The sequence below is a fragment of the Nonomuraea sp. NPDC049637 genome, assembly GCF_040675235.1.
Classification (GTDB): domain Bacteria; phylum Actinomycetota; class Actinomycetes; order Streptosporangiales; family Streptosporangiaceae; genus Nonomuraea.
This window is the reverse complement of sequence record NZ_JBFAOM010000010.1, coordinates 122009-138070: the sequence shown is the minus strand read 5'-3', so window position 1 is coordinate 138070 and position 16062 is coordinate 122009. Positions and strand designations below refer to the sequence as shown.

General features: G+C 72.1%; 15 protein-coding genes. 6 read left to right on the top strand and 9 right to left on the bottom strand.

What is annotated here, in order from left to right:
* Positions 1-248: 248 nt before the first annotated feature.
* Entirely contained in the window at positions 249-1169 is a 921-nt protein-coding gene (locus tag AB0J71_RS16535; RefSeq protein WP_352321540.1) for a hypothetical protein, read from the top strand.
* Between the two features lie 10 nt (positions 1170-1179).
* Here the strand turns inward: AB0J71_RS16535 and AB0J71_RS16530 are convergent, their stop codons facing one another.
* Together AB0J71_RS16530 and AB0J71_RS16525 are read right to left on the bottom strand one after the other, a co-directional pair.
* Positions 1180-3300 carry an ATPase gene (locus tag AB0J71_RS16530; protein ID WP_364389897.1) on the bottom strand — a complete coding sequence of 707 codons (2121 nt, stop codon included), beginning with the start codon at positions 3298-3300 and terminating at the stop codon, positions 1180-1182.
* A 336-nt stretch (positions 3301-3636) separates the two neighbouring features.
* Positions 3637-4152 (bottom strand): hypothetical protein, encoded by a 516-nt coding sequence (locus AB0J71_RS16525; RefSeq protein ID WP_364414763.1) that lies wholly within the window; start codon positions 4150-4152, stop codon positions 3637-3639.
* A 2-nt stretch (positions 4153-4154) separates the two neighbouring features.
* Here AB0J71_RS16525 and AB0J71_RS16520 point away from each other — a divergent pair, with 2 nt between their 5' ends.
* Entirely contained in the window at positions 4155-4520 is a 366-nt protein-coding gene (locus AB0J71_RS16520; RefSeq protein ID WP_364414761.1) for a hypothetical protein, read from the top strand.
* Between the two features lie 158 nt (positions 4521-4678).
* Positions 4679-5155, top strand: a complete 477-nt coding sequence (locus AB0J71_RS16515) for a VOC family protein (protein WP_364414759.1) — start codon at positions 4679-4681, stop codon at positions 5153-5155.
* On the opposite strand, the gene AB0J71_RS16510 is transcribed toward AB0J71_RS16515, so the two are convergent.
* From AB0J71_RS16510 to AB0J71_RS16500, 3 genes are read right to left on the bottom strand one after another with little or no spacing between them, the layout of a single operon-like run.
* Positions 5148-5996 (bottom strand): ABC transporter permease subunit, encoded by an 849-nt coding sequence (locus tag AB0J71_RS16510; RefSeq protein ID WP_352321533.1) that lies wholly within the window; start codon positions 5994-5996, stop codon positions 5148-5150. The genes AB0J71_RS16515 and AB0J71_RS16510 overlap by 8 nt on opposite strands.
* On the bottom strand, positions 5993-8686 hold the full coding sequence (locus AB0J71_RS16505) for a CocE/NonD family hydrolase (protein ID WP_364414757.1): 2694 nt from the start codon (positions 8684-8686) through the stop codon (positions 5993-5995). The genes AB0J71_RS16510 and AB0J71_RS16505 overlap by 4 nt, the downstream gene beginning before the upstream one ends.
* 46 nt (positions 8687-8732) lie before the next feature.
* Positions 8733-9140, bottom strand: coding sequence for a PaaI family thioesterase (locus AB0J71_RS16500; protein ID WP_352321529.1), 408 nt, complete (start codon positions 9138-9140; stop codon positions 8733-8735).
* A gap of 124 nt (positions 9141-9264) precedes the next feature.
* Between AB0J71_RS16500 and AB0J71_RS16495 the strand changes: the two genes are divergently transcribed.
* Together AB0J71_RS16495 and AB0J71_RS16490 are read left to right on the top strand one after the other, a co-directional pair.
* Positions 9265-10548, top strand: a complete 1284-nt coding sequence (locus tag AB0J71_RS16495) for a cytochrome P450 (protein WP_364414755.1) — start codon at positions 9265-9267, stop codon at positions 10546-10548.
* A 69-nt stretch (positions 10549-10617) separates the two neighbouring features.
* On the top strand, positions 10618-11802 hold the full coding sequence (locus AB0J71_RS16490; RefSeq protein WP_352321525.1) for a hypothetical protein: 1185 nt from the start codon (positions 10618-10620) through the stop codon (positions 11800-11802).
* Here the strand turns inward: AB0J71_RS16490 and AB0J71_RS16485 are convergent.
* Both AB0J71_RS16485 and AB0J71_RS16480 read right to left on the bottom strand, forming a co-directional pair.
* Positions 11760-12794: a CopD family protein gene (locus AB0J71_RS16485; protein WP_364414753.1), complete on the bottom strand. Its 1035-nt coding sequence runs from the start codon at positions 12792-12794 to the stop codon at positions 11760-11762. The genes AB0J71_RS16490 and AB0J71_RS16485 overlap by 43 nt on opposite strands.
* Complete coding sequence (locus AB0J71_RS16480) at positions 12791-13417, bottom strand: copper resistance CopC family protein (protein WP_364414751.1); 627 nt, start codon at positions 13415-13417, stop codon at positions 12791-12793. Before AB0J71_RS16480 ends, AB0J71_RS16485 begins: the two co-directional genes overlap by 4 nt.
* 51 nt (positions 13418-13468) lie before the next feature.
* On the opposite strand from AB0J71_RS16480, the gene AB0J71_RS16475 reads away from it, so the two are divergent.
* Positions 13469-14230, top strand: coding sequence for a class I SAM-dependent methyltransferase (locus AB0J71_RS16475; RefSeq protein ID WP_364414749.1), 762 nt, complete (start codon positions 13469-13471; stop codon positions 14228-14230).
* Positions 14231-14245: 15 nt separating this feature from the next.
* Here AB0J71_RS16475 and AB0J71_RS16470 read toward each other — a convergent pair whose 3' ends face one another.
* Both AB0J71_RS16470 and AB0J71_RS16465 read right to left on the bottom strand, forming a co-directional pair.
* The gene (locus AB0J71_RS16470; RefSeq protein WP_364414747.1) at positions 14246-15043 is read right to left on the bottom strand and encodes an SDR family oxidoreductase; all 798 of its coding nucleotides are present in this window, start codon (positions 15041-15043) and stop codon (positions 14246-14248) included.
* Entirely contained in the window at positions 15040-16017 is a 978-nt protein-coding gene (locus AB0J71_RS16465; RefSeq protein ID WP_352321515.1) for a diiron oxygenase, read from the bottom strand. The genes AB0J71_RS16470 and AB0J71_RS16465 overlap by 4 nt, the downstream gene beginning before the upstream one ends.
* Positions 16018-16062: the final 45 nt, after the last annotated feature.

Genomic DNA, 16062 nt, shown 5'->3' with positions numbered 1-16062 from the left:
CGAGCAGCGGGACGGCGCTCCGCCGGCAATGGCCCGGCCTGAATATTGGCAAATGCCCAGTTTATCCACCAGTTCCCTTGGAGGTATCCATAGTGTGAAAAAGGCATTAAAGGGCTCCAAGTTGTCGAGTGTGGCCTTTTGAGCAGCCGATCGTCATGCTGAAGGGCGTGGCAACTTCTGCGCATTCCTTCAGTAGGCGACCGCTCCACATCCCTCCGCTCCCGTGCCCGTTCCCCAACCAGATCAACGTGCATGCCGCGGAGGTCGACGCGGAGAGCCACACGTGGCTGGCCGCCTCCAACATGCTCAAGGACGCCGACACCATCGAGCACTTCCGGCGTTCCAAGATCGGCCTGCTCGCCGCCCGTACCAACCCCGAGGTCCCGCGCGACAGCCTCCGGCTGATCAACGACTGGTACAACTGGCTCTTCGCGTTCGACGACGCCTTCTGCGAGGGCGAGCTGATGGGACACCGGGCCTCCGCGCTCGCCCGCGCCCTGCCGCCGCTCCTGGAGATCCTGGACGACCGCAGGAAGCCCGACGACGACGACCCCTTCGGCCTCGCCCTCAACGAACTCCTGCACCGCATCGTCGCCACCTCCACCCCGGCGCAGGTGGACCGGTGGCGCATCACCGTCAAGGAATATCTGTTCGCCCAGATCTGGGAGGCGGCCAACCGCGAGGCCGACCTGATCCCCACCCCACAGGACTACATCCTGATGCGCCGCATCACCGGAGCCACCTATACCTGCTTCGCCCTCATCGACGCCGGCGGCGGCTACCGCCTGGAGGCCGAGGAGTGGCACCATCCGGACGTGCGGATGTTGTCGGACCTGGCCTGCGACCTCATCGGCTGGGACAACGACCTGCTCTCCTACGCCAAGGAGTGCGACAACGACAAGGCCCGGCACAACCTCGTCACCGTGCTGGCCACCCACCGGAACCTCACCCTCCAGGACGCCCTCCTGGAGGTCTCCGACATGCACAACGAGGCCCTCGCCGCCTTCCTCGACCGGCGCGCGGCGCTGGAGAAGTGGGCCACGCCGCCCGTCCGGACGTACGTCCGCGGCCTTGAGCACTGGGTACGCGGGCACATCGAGTTCTCGCTGGGCAGCGCGCGTTACGTGCACGCGTGGCCGGAGGGAACTCGCTGGCCCCAGGCCGTGTGAGGGCCCGGGATCAGTCCTCGGCCGGGGCGTCCAGGTCGCCGAGCGCGAGCGTGGACGCCTCGTCGAGGTCGAGGCGGGCGCCGTTCTCGAAGGCGTTCTTGTAGGCCAGCTCGCCCATCATCGACTTGCAGTCCTCGACGCACGCGTCGTGGTCGTCGGTCAGGAACGGGGCGCCCATCTGCGGCAGGCCGGCCGTCCGCCAGTTCTGCTGCAACGCGCCCAGCAGCTTGGCCGCCGTCGGCGCCTGCTTGAGCGCGATGAGGATGCGCGCGGTCGTCTCCAGCACCAGCAGCGTGCCCAGCGTGTCGTGGAAGTGCCGCTTGATCCGCAGGCCCTCGCGGGCGTTGTGCAGCGCCTCTCCCGGCCTGCCGGTGGCGAGCCTCGTGCGCGACATCGCCCACTGCGCGTACGAGCTGACCCACAGCTCGCCGCGCTCCCGGCACACCTGAAGGCAGTCCTGGAGCAGCGACTCGGCCTCGAACAGCTCGCCCTGCGCCGACAACACCAGCGACAGCTCGACGATCGCGGGCAGCAGACCCGGGTTGAGCTCCTTGTTGTCGGTGTTGAACTCGATCGCCACGCCCAGCAGCGCGCTGGCCTTCTGCAGGTCGCCCTGGAGCAGCGCGGCCGTGCCCTGCATCTTCGAGGCCAGGATCACCGCCCGCGAGTCGCCCACCCGGACGGCCTCCGTGCTGCACTGCTCGGCCGCCGCCAGCGCGCCATCGCTGTCACCCTGCGCGCTGCGCACGTAGGACAGCACCCACAGGGCCTTGCAGCGCTCCTTGCTCGGCGAGGGGTTGGCCTCCAGCGCGCGTTCGAGGTAGAGCCGCCCCTCCCGGACGAAACCGCAGCACACCCACATGAACCACAACGACGACAGCAGCGTGAGCGCCGAACCGCTGCGCATGGGCGAGGACAAGGCGTGCTCCAGCGCCACCCGCACGTTGTCGTGCTCCTGACGCATGCGCACGAACCAGTAGATCTGCCGCGGACCCGACCACGCGTCCTCGCTGCGCTGGGCCAGGCTCAGGTAGTACTCCAGGTGGCGCTGCCGCATCTGCTGGGCCTGGCCCAGCTTGTCCAGCCACTCCTCGCCGTACTCGGCCAGCGTGTCGATCAGCTTGTAGCGGACGCCGGAGTGGTGGCTCCTGATCATCAGGATCGACTTCTCCACCAGCCCGGTGACCAGATCGGTGATGTCCTCCGAGGGCAGGCGCCCGTCGGAGCAGACGAACCTGGCCGCGTCGAGCTCGAAGTCGCCGGCGAACACCGACAGCCGCGCCCACAACAACCGCTCGGCGGGCTCGCACAGCTCGTGACTCCAGCCGATCGCCGCCCGCAGCGTCGCGTGGCGCGGCAGCGCCGTACGGCTCGCGCCGGCCAGCAGGCTGAACCGGTCGGCCAGCAGCCCGAGGATCTGCTCCACCGACAGGGCGCGCAGCCGCACCGCCGCCAGCTCGATCGCCAGCGGGATGCCGTCGAGCCTGCGGCACAGCTCGGCCACCGCGCCGATGTTGTCCTCGTCGAGCTGGAAGTCGGGCACGACCGCCCCGGCCCGCAGCGCGAACAACTGCACCGACTCGTTGGTGAACAGGTTCTCCGTCGGGTCGTCGCCGGGCACCACCAGCGGCGGCACCGGCACCACCTGCTCGTACGGCAGGTGGAGCGACTGCCTGCTGGTGGCCAGCACCTTCAGGTTGGGCGCGGCCTCCAGCAGCTCGTGGACCAGCTCGGCGCAGCCCTGAACCAGGTGTTCGCAGGTGTCGATGATGAGCAGCATGTCGCGTTCGCCGACCCACTCCGACAACGACTCCGACTCCGCCCGCGAGGACTGGTCGGCGATGCCGAGCGCCGAGGCGATCGTGTGCTTGACCATGCCCGCGTCCTGCAGCCGGGCCAGGTCGGCGAACCACACGCCGTCGGGGTACTGCGTGCGGACCTGGTGCGCCAGCCGCAGCACCGTGCGCGACTTGCCCACCCCGCCGATGCCGGTGACGGTCACCAGCCGGGACTCGGCGAGATGCCGCTTGAGGTTGGCGAGTAACCGGGTCCGCCCCACGAAGCTGGTGAGCTCCGCCGGTAGATTGCCTTCTCTCCGCCAGCCTGTAGGGGTGGCCATGCGCAGCCTCACGGGGGATCGGCGACACCTGCCCTGGCATCGTACCGCCGGGCGCGAGGGCTGTCCGTGGAGCCGGGAAGACGACCGGTGTGGGTTTGTACGTCTCGGTAGCATGTTTTCCGTGGACGAATTTCTCCCGGAGCAGACTTCGGACGACACCGACCTCGGCTGGGGCGACTGGCGTGAAGCCGACCCCGACGCCTTCTACCTCGACAACAAGCCTCCGCACTGGGGCTGACCTGGCCGCCCGTGCCGTCGCCGGGCCGGGCGCCCGCCTTCCTGGGCCCCGGCCGTTCCTGAATCGGCCGGCCTGATCCCCTTTTCCGGCCCATCGGGATCGAGCCCGCCCTATCCCGGTACGCCACTTTCTGGCGCGCCGAATCCCGCTCGCCCCAGTTTTTCGAGGATCGGACGGCGGGTTCGCCGTACCGGACGGCGCTGCCGCGACGGCGTTCGAGCCGGTCGATGTCGCCACGGCGTTCGAGCCGGTCGATGTCGCCACGGCGTTCGAGCCGGTCGATGCCATGCGCGCTCGCCGGCATGCCGGTGTGCGGACGAGACATCACCGATCATCCCCTCGCACCGGACCCGAGCAGCGCCAGGCCACCCGCCGACGCCACCCGCGCGGACCGCCTCGCTCACCCGGACCGCCTCGCTCACCCGGACCGGCGAGGTGCGCCAGGGTGTGCCGTGGCCGGGGAGCACCCAGGACGCCGGCAGGCCGGAGATCCGGTCGAGGGAGGCGAGCGCTTCGGCCGGGTCGTCGGTGAAGGGGGCCGGCTGCGGCCCTTCGCGCCCGGTGAGGACGTGCCGGGTGGTCAGGGCGTCCCCGACGAAGACGGCGTCGGCGAGCGGGACGTGCACCCATGATGCGGCTCGGCCTGCACCCGGGCGGGTTCGCGTCGCGGCTGCTCAACCTCGGGCAGGTGCGCGGATTCCTGCTGCCCCGGCTCGCCCGCCAGGTCGCGCAGAGCGGTGACGCCGAACTCAGCGCACTGTACGAGGAGGTGCTGTCCTACGGTCCCGCGGGCGATCCGCGGCCACCGGATCCGGCCGAGATCGCGCTGCCCATCCGCATCCGCCATCGCGGCGCGGAGTTGTGCTTCGTCAACACCATCACGACGTTCGGCGCGGCCTTCGACGTCACGCTCGAGGAGATCGTCGTCGAGGCGTACTTTCCCGCCGACGACGACACCGCCCGCTTCTTCAGGACGGCGGACCCCTCTGCCTGACGCCGTTCCAACCGGCGCGACCGGCCTTCCCAGATCTTTTTCAAGATTCTTGGGGACGCGTGTCGATCCGCCCCCGTCCCGTTCGACGCGTCGATGAAAAGAAGGGGACGGGCACGGATCCGGCCCCCGCGACACGTCTCGAAAGGACGACCGGCGACATGCAGAAGATCACGACCTACCTGTGGTTCGACAACCAGGCCGAAGAGGCGGCCGAGTTCTACACCTCGATCTTCGCCGACTCCCGCATCCTGGAGGTCCAGCGCTACTCCGAGGGCGGCCCCGGGCCCGCCGGGCAGGCCATGGTGGTCTCCTTCGAGCTGGCCGGGCAGCGTTTCCTCGCCCTGAACGGCGGCCCGCGCTTCACCTTCACCGAGGCGATCTCCCTCTACGTCGACTGCGTCTCCCAGGAGGAGGTCGACGACCTGTGGGCCAGGCTCACCGACGGCGGCGAGGAGTCGCAGTGCGGCTGGCTGAAGGACCGGTACGGCCTGTCGTGGCAGATCGTCCCGAGGGCGCTGCAGGAACTGATGAGCGTGCCGGACCCGGCCGCCGCCCAGCGGGTCGTGCAGGCCATGCTGGGTATGCGGAAGATCGAGATCAAGGGCCTGGAGGACGCCGCCAGGGGCGTCAGCTGACCACGTCCTTGCGCCGGAACCTGCGGAAGGCCACGGCGATCAGGATCGCGGCATAGGTGATCGACACCGAGGCGCCCTTGGCCATCCCGCTCCAGTCGAGCTCGGGGGCCAGGGCGTCCAGCCACGCGTTGTTCCAGAACGTCGGCAGGAACTCGCGCAGCGTCCCCAGCGCCTCGACCGCCTGCAGGATGGTGCACACGATCCACAGGCCCACCGCCCCGCCCACCGCGCCGAGCGGCGAGTCGGTCACCGTGGAGACCAGGAACGCCAGGGCCGCCACCACGAGCTGGCTGACCAGCGCGTAACCGATCACGATGCCGAACCGGGGCAGCACGTCGAGCGCCGGGATGGTCTCGCCGGTGCCGGGCACCTGGATGTCGTGCCAGCCGAACGCGACCGTGCCGGCCAGCAGCGCCATCAGCGGCAGGCAGATCACCGCCGCCGCCGAGAAGCCGAGCGCCACGATCAGCTTCTGGCGCAGCAGGCGGTCGCGGGGGACGGGCGCGGCCAGCAGGTAACGCAACGACGACCAGTTGGCCTCGGCGGCCACCGTGTCGCCGCAGAACAGGGCGACCGCCACCACCAGCAGGAAGCTCGCCGACACCGACAGGGCGAACGCCGCGAAGTTCAGGCCGCTCGCGGTGGCCAGGTCGCTGATCCGCAGCGACGACTGCCCCTGGTTGCCGGACTGCGGCCCGAACTGGAACGCGATCACCAGCACCCACGGCAAGGCCAGCAGCAGCCCGAACATGACCAGCGTCCGCCGCCGCTTGAACTGCCTGACGATCTCCACGCGCAGCGGCAGCGTGCGGCGCGGCGCGTAGCCCGGCGCGGCGGTCATGATCTGTCTCCGATGAGGTCGAGGAACACGTCTTCCAGGCGCGGACCGCCGTGCCCGTTGCCGTTGCCCGCCGCCGAGCTCAGCAGCCACTCCACCGGCCCGGTGGAGACCAGCCGGCCGCGGTGCATGACGACCACGTGGCTGCACGTCTGCTCCACCTCGGCCAGCATGTGGCTGGAGACGATGACGGTACGGCCGTCGCGCGCGTAGCGCTTGAGCACCTCGCGCATCTCCCGGATCTGGGGCGGGTCGAGACCGTTGGTGGGCTCGTCGAGCACCAGCAGGTCGGGCAGGCCGAGCATGGCCTGGGCGATGGCCAGCCGCTGGCGCATGCCCTGGGAGTAGGTGCGCACCGCGCGGTCGAGCGCCTTGCCCAGGCCCGCGATCTCCAGCGCCTCCTCGAAATGGGCGTCGGCGGCGGGCCGGCCGGTGGCTGCCCAGTAGAGCTCGATGTTGTCGCGGCCGGACAGGTGGGGCAGGAAGCCGGGGCCCTCCACGAACGAGCCCAACCGGGACAACACGGGCGCACCGGGGGTGACGGGGTCGCCGAAGATCCGGATCTCGCCGGAGTCGGGGCGGATCAGGCCCATCATCATCCGCATCGTGGTCGTCTTGCCGGCGCCGTTGGGGCCGAGGAGGCCGAGGACCTGGCCCTGCTCGACCCGGAACGACAGCCCGTCGACGGCCCGCTCGCCGTTGCGGTACGCCTTGGTCAGCCCGACGATCTCCAACGGCACCTCACGCCCGCCGTCACCGCCCGGCGCCTCACGCCCAGCGGCACCGCCCGGCGCCTCACGCCCGCCGTCACCGCCCGGCGCCTCTCGCCCAGCGGCACCGCCCGGCGCCTCCGACGGCCGGTCGCCGTTCGCGCTCACGCCGGCCTTCGCCGTCGAGCCGCGGCCCGAGGGACGGCCGGTGGCCAGGAGGACGGCGGCGGCGAGCACGGCGGCCAGGGGCATCGCCCACACCCACCAGGCCACCCCGGCCGGCGGCGCGGCGAGCGTGCGGACCGTGGGGACGGCCAATGCGGGCGAGGCCAGGGAGACGCCGAACGCGGCGGGCTCGGCCGGGGTCGCGAACCCCATGTCCGTCGTGGTCACGACCAGCCGCAGCCGGTGGCCCACGGCGAACCGGTGGTCGACGGCCGGCAGGGTGACCGTGGCCTCGGCCGAGCCGGCCCCCTCGGGGATCGTGACCCGGAACGGCGCCACCAGCCCGGCAGGCAGCGCGGGCGGCTGGACGGCGTCGGCGACGTCGTAGAGCTTGGCGAACAGGGTCGCCTGGCCCTTGCCGGACACCTTGACCTTGACCGTGGGGCTGCCGGTGAGCTGGAGCGGGGCGGTGAGCGGCGGCGACTCGAACGCCGCGCTCTGGCCGGGCATGTCGATGGACACGCCCGCGCCGCCGCCCTGGCCGCTGAGCAGCCCTCCGACGCCGGGAACGGTCGAGATCGAGGCGGGGGCGCCGCCGGGCGGGTTGACGACGTTCTGCTCGGGGCCGGCGAGCTGCACCGTGGCGGTGTCGGTGCCGGCCAGGCCGGGGTAGGCGGCGGCCTCGGGGTGGAGCCTGATGCGCTGGCGGGTGCCGGGGTCGCGGCCGCCGTCGCGGGTGACGGTGAACGCGCTCACCGCGGGCGCGGCCTCGCGCTTGAGATGGCGGGCGAACCAGGCCGCGGACTCGTCGTAGAGCCAGTCGGCCTCGCCGTTGCCGCCGTCGTGGCCGCCGTCGAACCAGGCCATGCTCACCGGCGTGCCGGCGGCGGCGATGGCCCGGGCGTTGGCGTCGGCGTGGGCGAGCGGGAACAGGGAGTCGCGCTGGCCCTGGAGGAGCAGGGTGGGCGCCTTGATCCGGCCGGCCACGGTGACCGGGCTGGATCTGCGCAGCAGCGCGACGGCCTCGGGCGTGGCCCGGCCGTCTTCGGCGACCTGCTGGTAGATCGCGCAGATCGCCGGCAGGAAGCGGCCGCACCTGGCCTGCTCGACGGTGAGCGGCGCGGCGGCCTCGCGGCGGGACTGGGCGGCGAAGGTGTCGAGGGAGACGCCCTGGCCGAAGAAGATGCCCGCCCACATGCGCTTGAACACGCCGTCGGCCACGCCCTGCCCGATGGCGGCCTGCGGACCCGTGGCGGATCCGGCGGCGGCGTTGGGGAAGAGGGCGTCGGCCAGGTCGGCCCAGGTGATCTGCGGGACGATGGCGTCGACCCGCTGGTCGTAGGCGGCGGTCATCAGGGCGATGGCCCCGCCGTACGAGCCGCCCGTGATGCCCACGCGGGGGTCGCCGGCGGCGTCGAGTTGCACCTCGGGGCGCCTGGCCAGCCAGTCGACGAGCTGCTTGACGTCTTTGACCTCGTAGTCGGGCGAGTTGAGCGCGATCTCGCCCGTGGAACGGCCGAAACCGCGCGCGGACCAGGTCAGCACGGCGTAGCCGTCCTGGGCCAGACGGGCGGCCTGCTGGCGGACGCTCTGCTTGCTGCCGCCGAACCCGTGGGCGACCAGCACGGCGGGCGCCTTCCCGCCGCCGGCGGGCGGGAAGAACGTGGCGTCGAGCTCCACCCGCTGGTCGTCGGCGGGCCCGTCGACGACCGTGATCCGCTGGTCCAGGCCGCGCGCCTCCGCGGTGGACGGCCACACCAGCCACGTCGTCACCCCGACGACGGCGAGCACCGCGACCAGCGCGGCCACACGTTTCATGGCGGTGAGCCTACTTTCCGCACCTGAGAGATCCCTGAGACGGCCCTCAGCCGAGGATCGCGTAGACGGTGGAGGCGTGCGCGGCCGGGTCGCCGTCGCCGTCGGGCGTCAGCGTGACCTCCGAGAAGGCCAGCGAGCGCCCCAGCTTGGTGACGCGCACGTCGAGCAGTACGTCGCGGCCCACCACCGGCCGCTGGAACGTGGTCGACTGCTGCACGGTGGTCATCGGCACGAACCCGCCCCTGGCGGAGGAGATCGCGACGACCGTGGCGGTGTCGGCGGCGGCCATCATCGCCTGGCCGCACAACCCGCCGCCTTCCCTGGCCAGAGAGTCGGACCAGGGGAGCCGGACGACGGCGTGGCGCTCGCCCACCTCCTCCACCCGCAGCCCGAGCTCCTGGATCCAGGGAGCGAAGTATTGCCGGAGAATCGCCTGTGCGTCTTCTGGAGTCACGCGCTCATCATGCACGCTGTAGGGCATGGCGGAGGAGCGGAGCGAGCGTCCTGTGGATAACTCCGAGCAGGGGGAGGAGCGGAGCGAGCGTCCTGTGGACAACCCAGAGCGGGGGGAGCGTCCTGTGGACAACCCCGGGCAGGGGGAGGAGCGCGACCTGGCCGAGGTGTTCCTGCCGTCCACCTATGCGGCGGGCGTCCCCTACGACCTGTACGCCCGGCTCCGCCGGGAGAGCCCGGTCTGCTGGATCCCCGAGCCGGCCGTCGGCCCGTGGCGCGAGGGGCCCGGCTACTGGGGCGTGTTCCGGCACGCCGACGTCAAGCGGGTGCTGCGCAGCCCCGACGACTTCTCCTCCCACCTCGGCGCCACCCAGATCCGCGACCCCGACACCCCTGCCGACCTGGAGTTCGTCCGGTCGATGATGCTCAACATGGACCCGCCCGAGCACTCCAGGCTGCGCCGGATCGTGGCGGCCGCCTTCACGCCGCGCGCCGTCCGCGCCCTGGAACGCACGATCAAGGACCGGGTGGCGGCGCTGCTCGCGCCCGGCGAGTGCGACTTCGTCGAGGTGGCCGCCGACCTGCCGGTCTGGACGCTGGCCCACGTGATGGGCGTGCCCGAGCAGGACAGGCGGCTGCTGTACGACTGGGCCTCCCGCGTCATCGGCTACCAGGACGACGACTACGCCGGCCTGTCCACGGCCGAGGTCGAGTCCCTGACCCCCGTGGGCCGCCTGGCGGTGGCCGCCCGTCCCGAGCTCGAACCGGGGAGGAACCCCAGGTCCAGGGCCGCGCTGACGGACATGTTCGCCTACGCCCACGCCCTGGCCGACACCCCGCACGAGTCCGTCATGTCCGCCATGAGGAAGGGCGGCCTGACCGGGGCCGAGTTCGAGAACATGTTCTTCCTGTTCGCCGTCGCCGGGAACGAGACCCTGCGCAACGGCATCCCCGGCGGCCTGCTCAGCCTGCTGAGCCACCCCGCCGAGCTGGCCCGCCTGCGCGCCGACCCGTCGCTGCTGGAGTCCGCGGTCGAGGAGATGCTGCGCCACTGGCCGCCGGTGATGGACTTCCGCCGGACGGCCACCCGCGACCTGACGCTCGGCGGCCGGCGCATCCAGGCGGGCGAGAAGGTGGTCGTCTACCACGCCTCGGCCAACCGCGACCCGGCCGTCTTCGCCGACCCCGACCGCTTCGACGTCGCCCGCACCCCCAACGACCACGTCAGCTTCGGGTTCGGCCCGCACTTCTGCCTCGGCGCCCACCTGGCCCGCGTCCAGCTCCGCGCGGTCTTCACCGAGCTGCTCGCCTGGGACGTCGAACCCGCCGGCCCCCCGGTACGCCTCACCTCCAACTTCCAGAACGGCCTCAAACACCTCCCGGTACGCCTGACCCGCCGCCCGGCCTGAAGACCGCCTGCCATCCAGACAAATAAGACATCTGAGACCGATGGGCCGGATGACCGTAAGATTTGCGCCGTGAAGTCACCAGCATCGTTCAAGAAGGCCGCAGCGTGGGCCTTGCCGTACTGGACCAGAGGCCAGGCGGGGCGCGAGACGCCGCAAGACCTGTTCCGGGTGCTCTACTTCGGATGGCTGGTGGCGCTCACGCTCAAGCTCCTCGGCTCGGCCTGGGACGTCTCGTGGCACTTCAAATGGCTGCGCGACGACCTCGCCCCGCCGCACCTGCTCAACTCCGCCGGCACCGCCCTCGTCGTCGTCCTGACCGTCGTCCACGGCTACACCGGCTACGGCGTCGACAAGGCGGCGCTGCGGCTCATCCAGTGGGGAACCGGGATCTTCCTCGTCGCGGTGCCGCTCGACCTGATCAACCACCGCGTCAACGGGCTCGACATCACCTCGTGGAGCCCGTCGCACATCATGCTCTACGTTGGAACGTTCTTCATGATCATGGGCGTGATCAGGGGCTGGTTCATGGGCGCGCCCCCCGGCCGGGAGCGCACGGTCGTGCTGGGCGCCTTCCTCGCGTTCTTCCTGGAGAACGTGCACTTCCCCGAGCAGCACCAGGAGTACGGCATCCTGTCGCTCGGCGCCTGGGACAACCACGCCACCTACGCCGAGCCGATCCTGCTGCGCTTCGCCGCCGACCAGATGGGCCGTCCGGTCGACCGGATCATGATGGCCGGGTTCACCCTGCCCGTGCCCGACTACCTCTACGCGGTCTACGCCGTCGTCGGCGGGCTGTCGGTGCTGGTCGCGGCCAGGCTGCTGATCGGCAGGTTCGGCGCGGCGACGCTGGTGGCCGGCGCGTACGTCGGGTTCCGCACGCTGATCTGGCCGCTGCTCACCTTCGGCGGCTTCCCGCCGTCGGCGGTGCCGTTCTTCTTCGTGGCGGCCGGGCTGCTGGTGGACCTGGCGTTCCTGGTGCGCGTCCCGGCCGTGCGCGCCGTCGTGGGGGCGGTCGCGGTGACCGCCGGCGCCTACGGCGCGCTGGTCGTGCAGAACGCGGCCCTGGGCCCGGTCTACGGCGCGATCAAGGGCCAGACCGGCCTGTACGGAGCCCCGCCCCTGGTCACCTCGTCGGCCCTGTGGGCCGGGCTCGGGCTGCTGGCCGCCTGGCTGGCCGCCGAGTGGCTCGCCGGGCGGCGCCACCGGCCGGCTCAGCCGATCGAGGCCCGGGTGATCGCGACCGCCACCCCGTAGGCCAGCCCCATCACGCCGACCTCGGCCGCCGCCCAGCTCACCAGGGCGGTGGCCCCGCCACGGCGGATCACCGGCAGCAGGCGGAAGCGGATGTGTGCGGCCAGCGGCACCAGCAGCGCCACCAGCGCCGTCTTGATCACGACGAGCACGCCGTAGTGGCTGGTCACGATCGCGCCGGGCAGCTCGACGCCGGGTGTGAGCGCCATCGTGCCGAGCCCCGTGACCAGCCCGGACAGCGAGACCAGGAGCAGGCAGACGGTGGCCATCCTGGAGAACTTCGGCAGCGCCACGGCCAGCAGCCGCCGGTGGGGGGCGACGAACACGGCCGTGGCGGCCAGGCCGCCCGCCCAGGCCGCCGCGCCCATCACGTGGATCTCCATCGAGATCATGATGGGGTCGTGCCAGACGGAGTTGACCGCGTGCCCGGTGACCGGGATGGGCAGCAGCCCGAACAGCGCCACGATGATCCGCAGCTCCGCGGGCACCTTCTCGCCGAACCTGACCGCCATCAGCCCGATGCCCGCCGCCGCCAGCGCGCACGCCGCGCTGAACAGCAGCCCCTGCCCGGTGCCGACCTCCTCGACGTAGGAGGCGATCAGCCCGAACGTGGGCACCCGGCCCGGATTGAGCTCGGCCGTCTGGAACACGATGGTGAGCAGCGCGCAGATCGCCCACGCCCAGGCCGCCAGCACGGCGAGCGGACGCACCCGGCGCAGCACCGGCTCGGTGGCGTCGGGGTCGTCGAAGCCGAGCAGCTTGGGCACCAGGCTCAGGCCGACCACGGCGACGGCGGCCAGGTCGAGCAGCACCCGGACGACCGGCAGGCCGTAGGCCACGACCGGCCCCGGCATGGGGATGCCCGGCACGGACTCCTGCGCGGTGAACGTGGACGCCGCCACGGCGGCGACGATCCCGCACACGACGAAGGCGCCGGCGACGAGCCGCCCGCCCACCACCTGCCGCCCGGAACGGGAGGAGACGGTCGCGGTCACGCCCGTGTCCCGCCCTCGGACGAAGGGCCGCCCTCAGCGGTCCCGGCGGCGGAGGTAGCCGCGGTGTCCTGGGTGTTCGAGCTGGCCGCGGTGTCCGCGGTGGCCGGGGCGGCGCGGCGGAGGGCGACGGCGGTGCCCGCGGCCAGCAGCAGCAGCGCGGCCACGATCCACACGACCGCCATGCCGGCCCCGCCGTTGGCCGCCGCCTCGGCCGCCTCCGCGCTGTCGCCCTGCTCGGCCTGCCCGGCCGAGACGCCGGTGGCCGAGGCGGCCATGGTGAAGCTGATCTTGCCGGTCACCGGATGGCCGTCGGAGGACAGGATCCGGTAGCCCACCACGTACGAGCCGCCCGCGGGCAGCGGCCTGACCTTGACGGAGACCCGCTCGGCGGCCACCTCCGCCGCGCCGTCGGCCCACGAGGAGCCGTCCGCCCCCGTCACGCCCACCTGCGCGTAGCCCTGGCGCACCGCCTGGTCGAACACCAGCGTCACCCGCGCGGGCGAGGAGGACAGCGTGGCGCCGTCCTTCGGATCGCTGCCGACCAGCACGTTGTGCGCCTGCGCGGGCAGGGCGAACCCGACCGCGGCGCACGCGAGCAACAGGACCGTGAGTAGCCGCCTCACCGATCAAAACCTTCCATCGAACGAGTCTCGAACCCGTATATGGTCCCACCCATGACGGACCTCTTCGGCGGCGCGGCGCCCTACTACGCCAAGTACCGGCCCGGTCACGGCGATCCGGCCATCGACCGGCTGGCCCGCGCGTTCGGCCCGGACGGCGTCGTGCTCGACCTCGGCTGCGGCCCGGGGACGATCGCGATCCCGCTGGCCGGGCGGGTGCGCAAGGTGCTGGCCGTGGACCCCGACGAGGAGATGCTGGCCGAGGGGCGGCGGCTGGCGGCGGGCGCGCCCGGCGTCCGCTGGTTGCGCGGCGACTCGACGAGGCTGCGGGAGCTGCCGCCGTTCGGTCACGTCGTGATGGGCCGGTCGTTCCACTGGATGGACCGCCGCGCGGTGCTGGCCGACCTCGACGCGCTGCTGCCGCCCGGCGGCGTCGTCGCCCTCGTCGGCCCCACCCGCGACCCCGCGGAGGAGCCGTGGGAGCCGGTCATGCGCCGGGTGCGCGAGCAGTTCGGGCTGACCACCTGGACGGCCGCCGGCTCCTTCCAGCAGACCGGCGAGCACCACCACGACGTGCTGGCCGCCTCGCCCTTCTCCGACCTGGAGTCCGGCCGGTACGAACACCGCCTCGCCTACGACCTCGACGCCGTGCTCGGCCTGCAGCTGTCCTACTCCTACACGGCCCCGGCCAGGCTCGGCGACCGCCTGCAGGCGTTCGTCGAGGCGGCCAGGGCCGCCCTGCTGGCCGCCGAGCCGTCGGGCCGCTGGGAGCTGACGGCGACCACCGAGGTCCTCCTCGCCCGGCGTCCGGCGTAGTCCGGCGGCCGGGGCTCAGCGCCGGGTGAGCCGCCGGACCGCGAGGCCCGCCACCCGCACCGCCGCCGACGGCCACAGCCGGGCGGCGCGCCAGGCGATCCGCCCCGAGGCGGGCGCCACGATCAGCGCCTTGTTCCTGGCCACCCCGCGCAGGATGTCCGCGGCCAGCGCGTCGACGGGATAGAGCCGCCCCTGCGCCCGCACCGCCGCGCTCCTGGCATGGGCGGCGACGTCGTTCTGCGGCAGCCCGGGGTTGGCGTGGTCGAGCAGCGGCGTGTCGACGAACCCCGGGCAGACCACGCTCACCCGCACCCCGTACGCGGCCGCCTCGGCCCGCAGCCCCAGCGAGAGCCCGACCACGGCGTGCTTGCTCGTGGTGTACGGCAGCATCAGCGGCGCGGGCACCAGCCCGGCCAGCGAGGCGGTGTTGACGATGTGCCCGAAGCCCTGGTCCACCATGATCGGATAGGCCGCGTGCACGCCGTGGACGACGCCGCGCAGGTTCACGTCGAGCGTGCGGTTCCAGTGGTCGAGCGTCAGCTCGCGGGTGCGGCCGCCGACCGCGATGCCGGCGTTGTTGAACAGGAAGTCGAGCCGCCCGCGTTCGGCCTTCACCCGCGTGAGCAGCGCGGCCACGGCCTCGGCGTCGGTGACGTCGAGCCGGGCGAACTCCAGCCCGAAGTCGGCGGCGACCTGCTTGCCCGCCTGCTCGTCGACGTCGGCGATCACCACCGTCACGCCCCTGCGCCGCAGCTCCCGCGCCACCGCGCGGCCGATCCCGGAGGCGCCCCCGGTCACCACCGCGACCTTCACCGGCGCGGCTCCGCCCATATCCCCATGGCCTGCCAGACCTTCCTGCTGACGACGTTGACGAGCCCGATCTCGGCGCACAGCTCGCGCGTGCGGCTCACCGAGTCGCGGATCTCCCGCCGGGCGGCCGGGTTGTCGCGGTAGATCTCCGCCACGACGTGCGGCGGGACGCGGAAGTGCCTGATCAGCGGGCCGGGCGGCGCGAGCATGATGCGGGCCATCACGCCGAGCACGACCGGCGAGATCACGCTCAGCAACATGCGCCGGTGGCGGGGCATGCGCGGCACCCGGTTGCGGAGGTAGTGGCGGGCGAAGGAGATGTGCCTGGCCTCCTCCGCGATGTGGATGCGCATGATCGTCTCTTCCAGCGGATGGTGGGCCCGGCCGTCCTTCAGAACCTTACGCTGCACGTGGTCGATCGGGTCCTCGCCACCCAGGACGAAGACGAAGAACAGCTCGGTGGAGATCAGCGGGATCCAGGGCGCGATCTGGGCGACCAGGGACAGCGGCCGCGGCATGCCGCGTATGGGGAGCTTTGTGCGGTTCACGAACTCCTGGAACATCATCCCGTGATGTCCCTCTTCGATGGTCTCGTGGTAGACGTACCGGAACTCGGGGGAGCCGTTCGGCAGGCGGTAGGCGTAGTTGAGCAGGCCGCGCTTGAGCAGGTTCTCGAACTGCAGGCCGATCTTCATGGCGGTGGCGACCCGCCACAGGCCGATCCTGGCGCGGACCTCGGGGGGACGGCTGCGGTACCAGGGGTGGCCGCCCAGCTTGTCGACCTCGGGCAGCTCCCAGCGAGGGTCGGCCTGGTCGACGCGGAACTCCGGGTCGTCCCACGGGATGTCGCGGTAGGGCTCCCAGTGTCTGTCGACCGACGCCTTCGACAGGCGTTCGACGACCGCCTCGTAGGCGGTGCGGCCGGCGACCCTCTCGTCGTTCTCCCTGGCGGCGGCAGAGCTCGGTGCGGATGTCATCGCGGGTGCTCCTCTCCTCGCCCTTGTAATTGTACGAAGGATCCA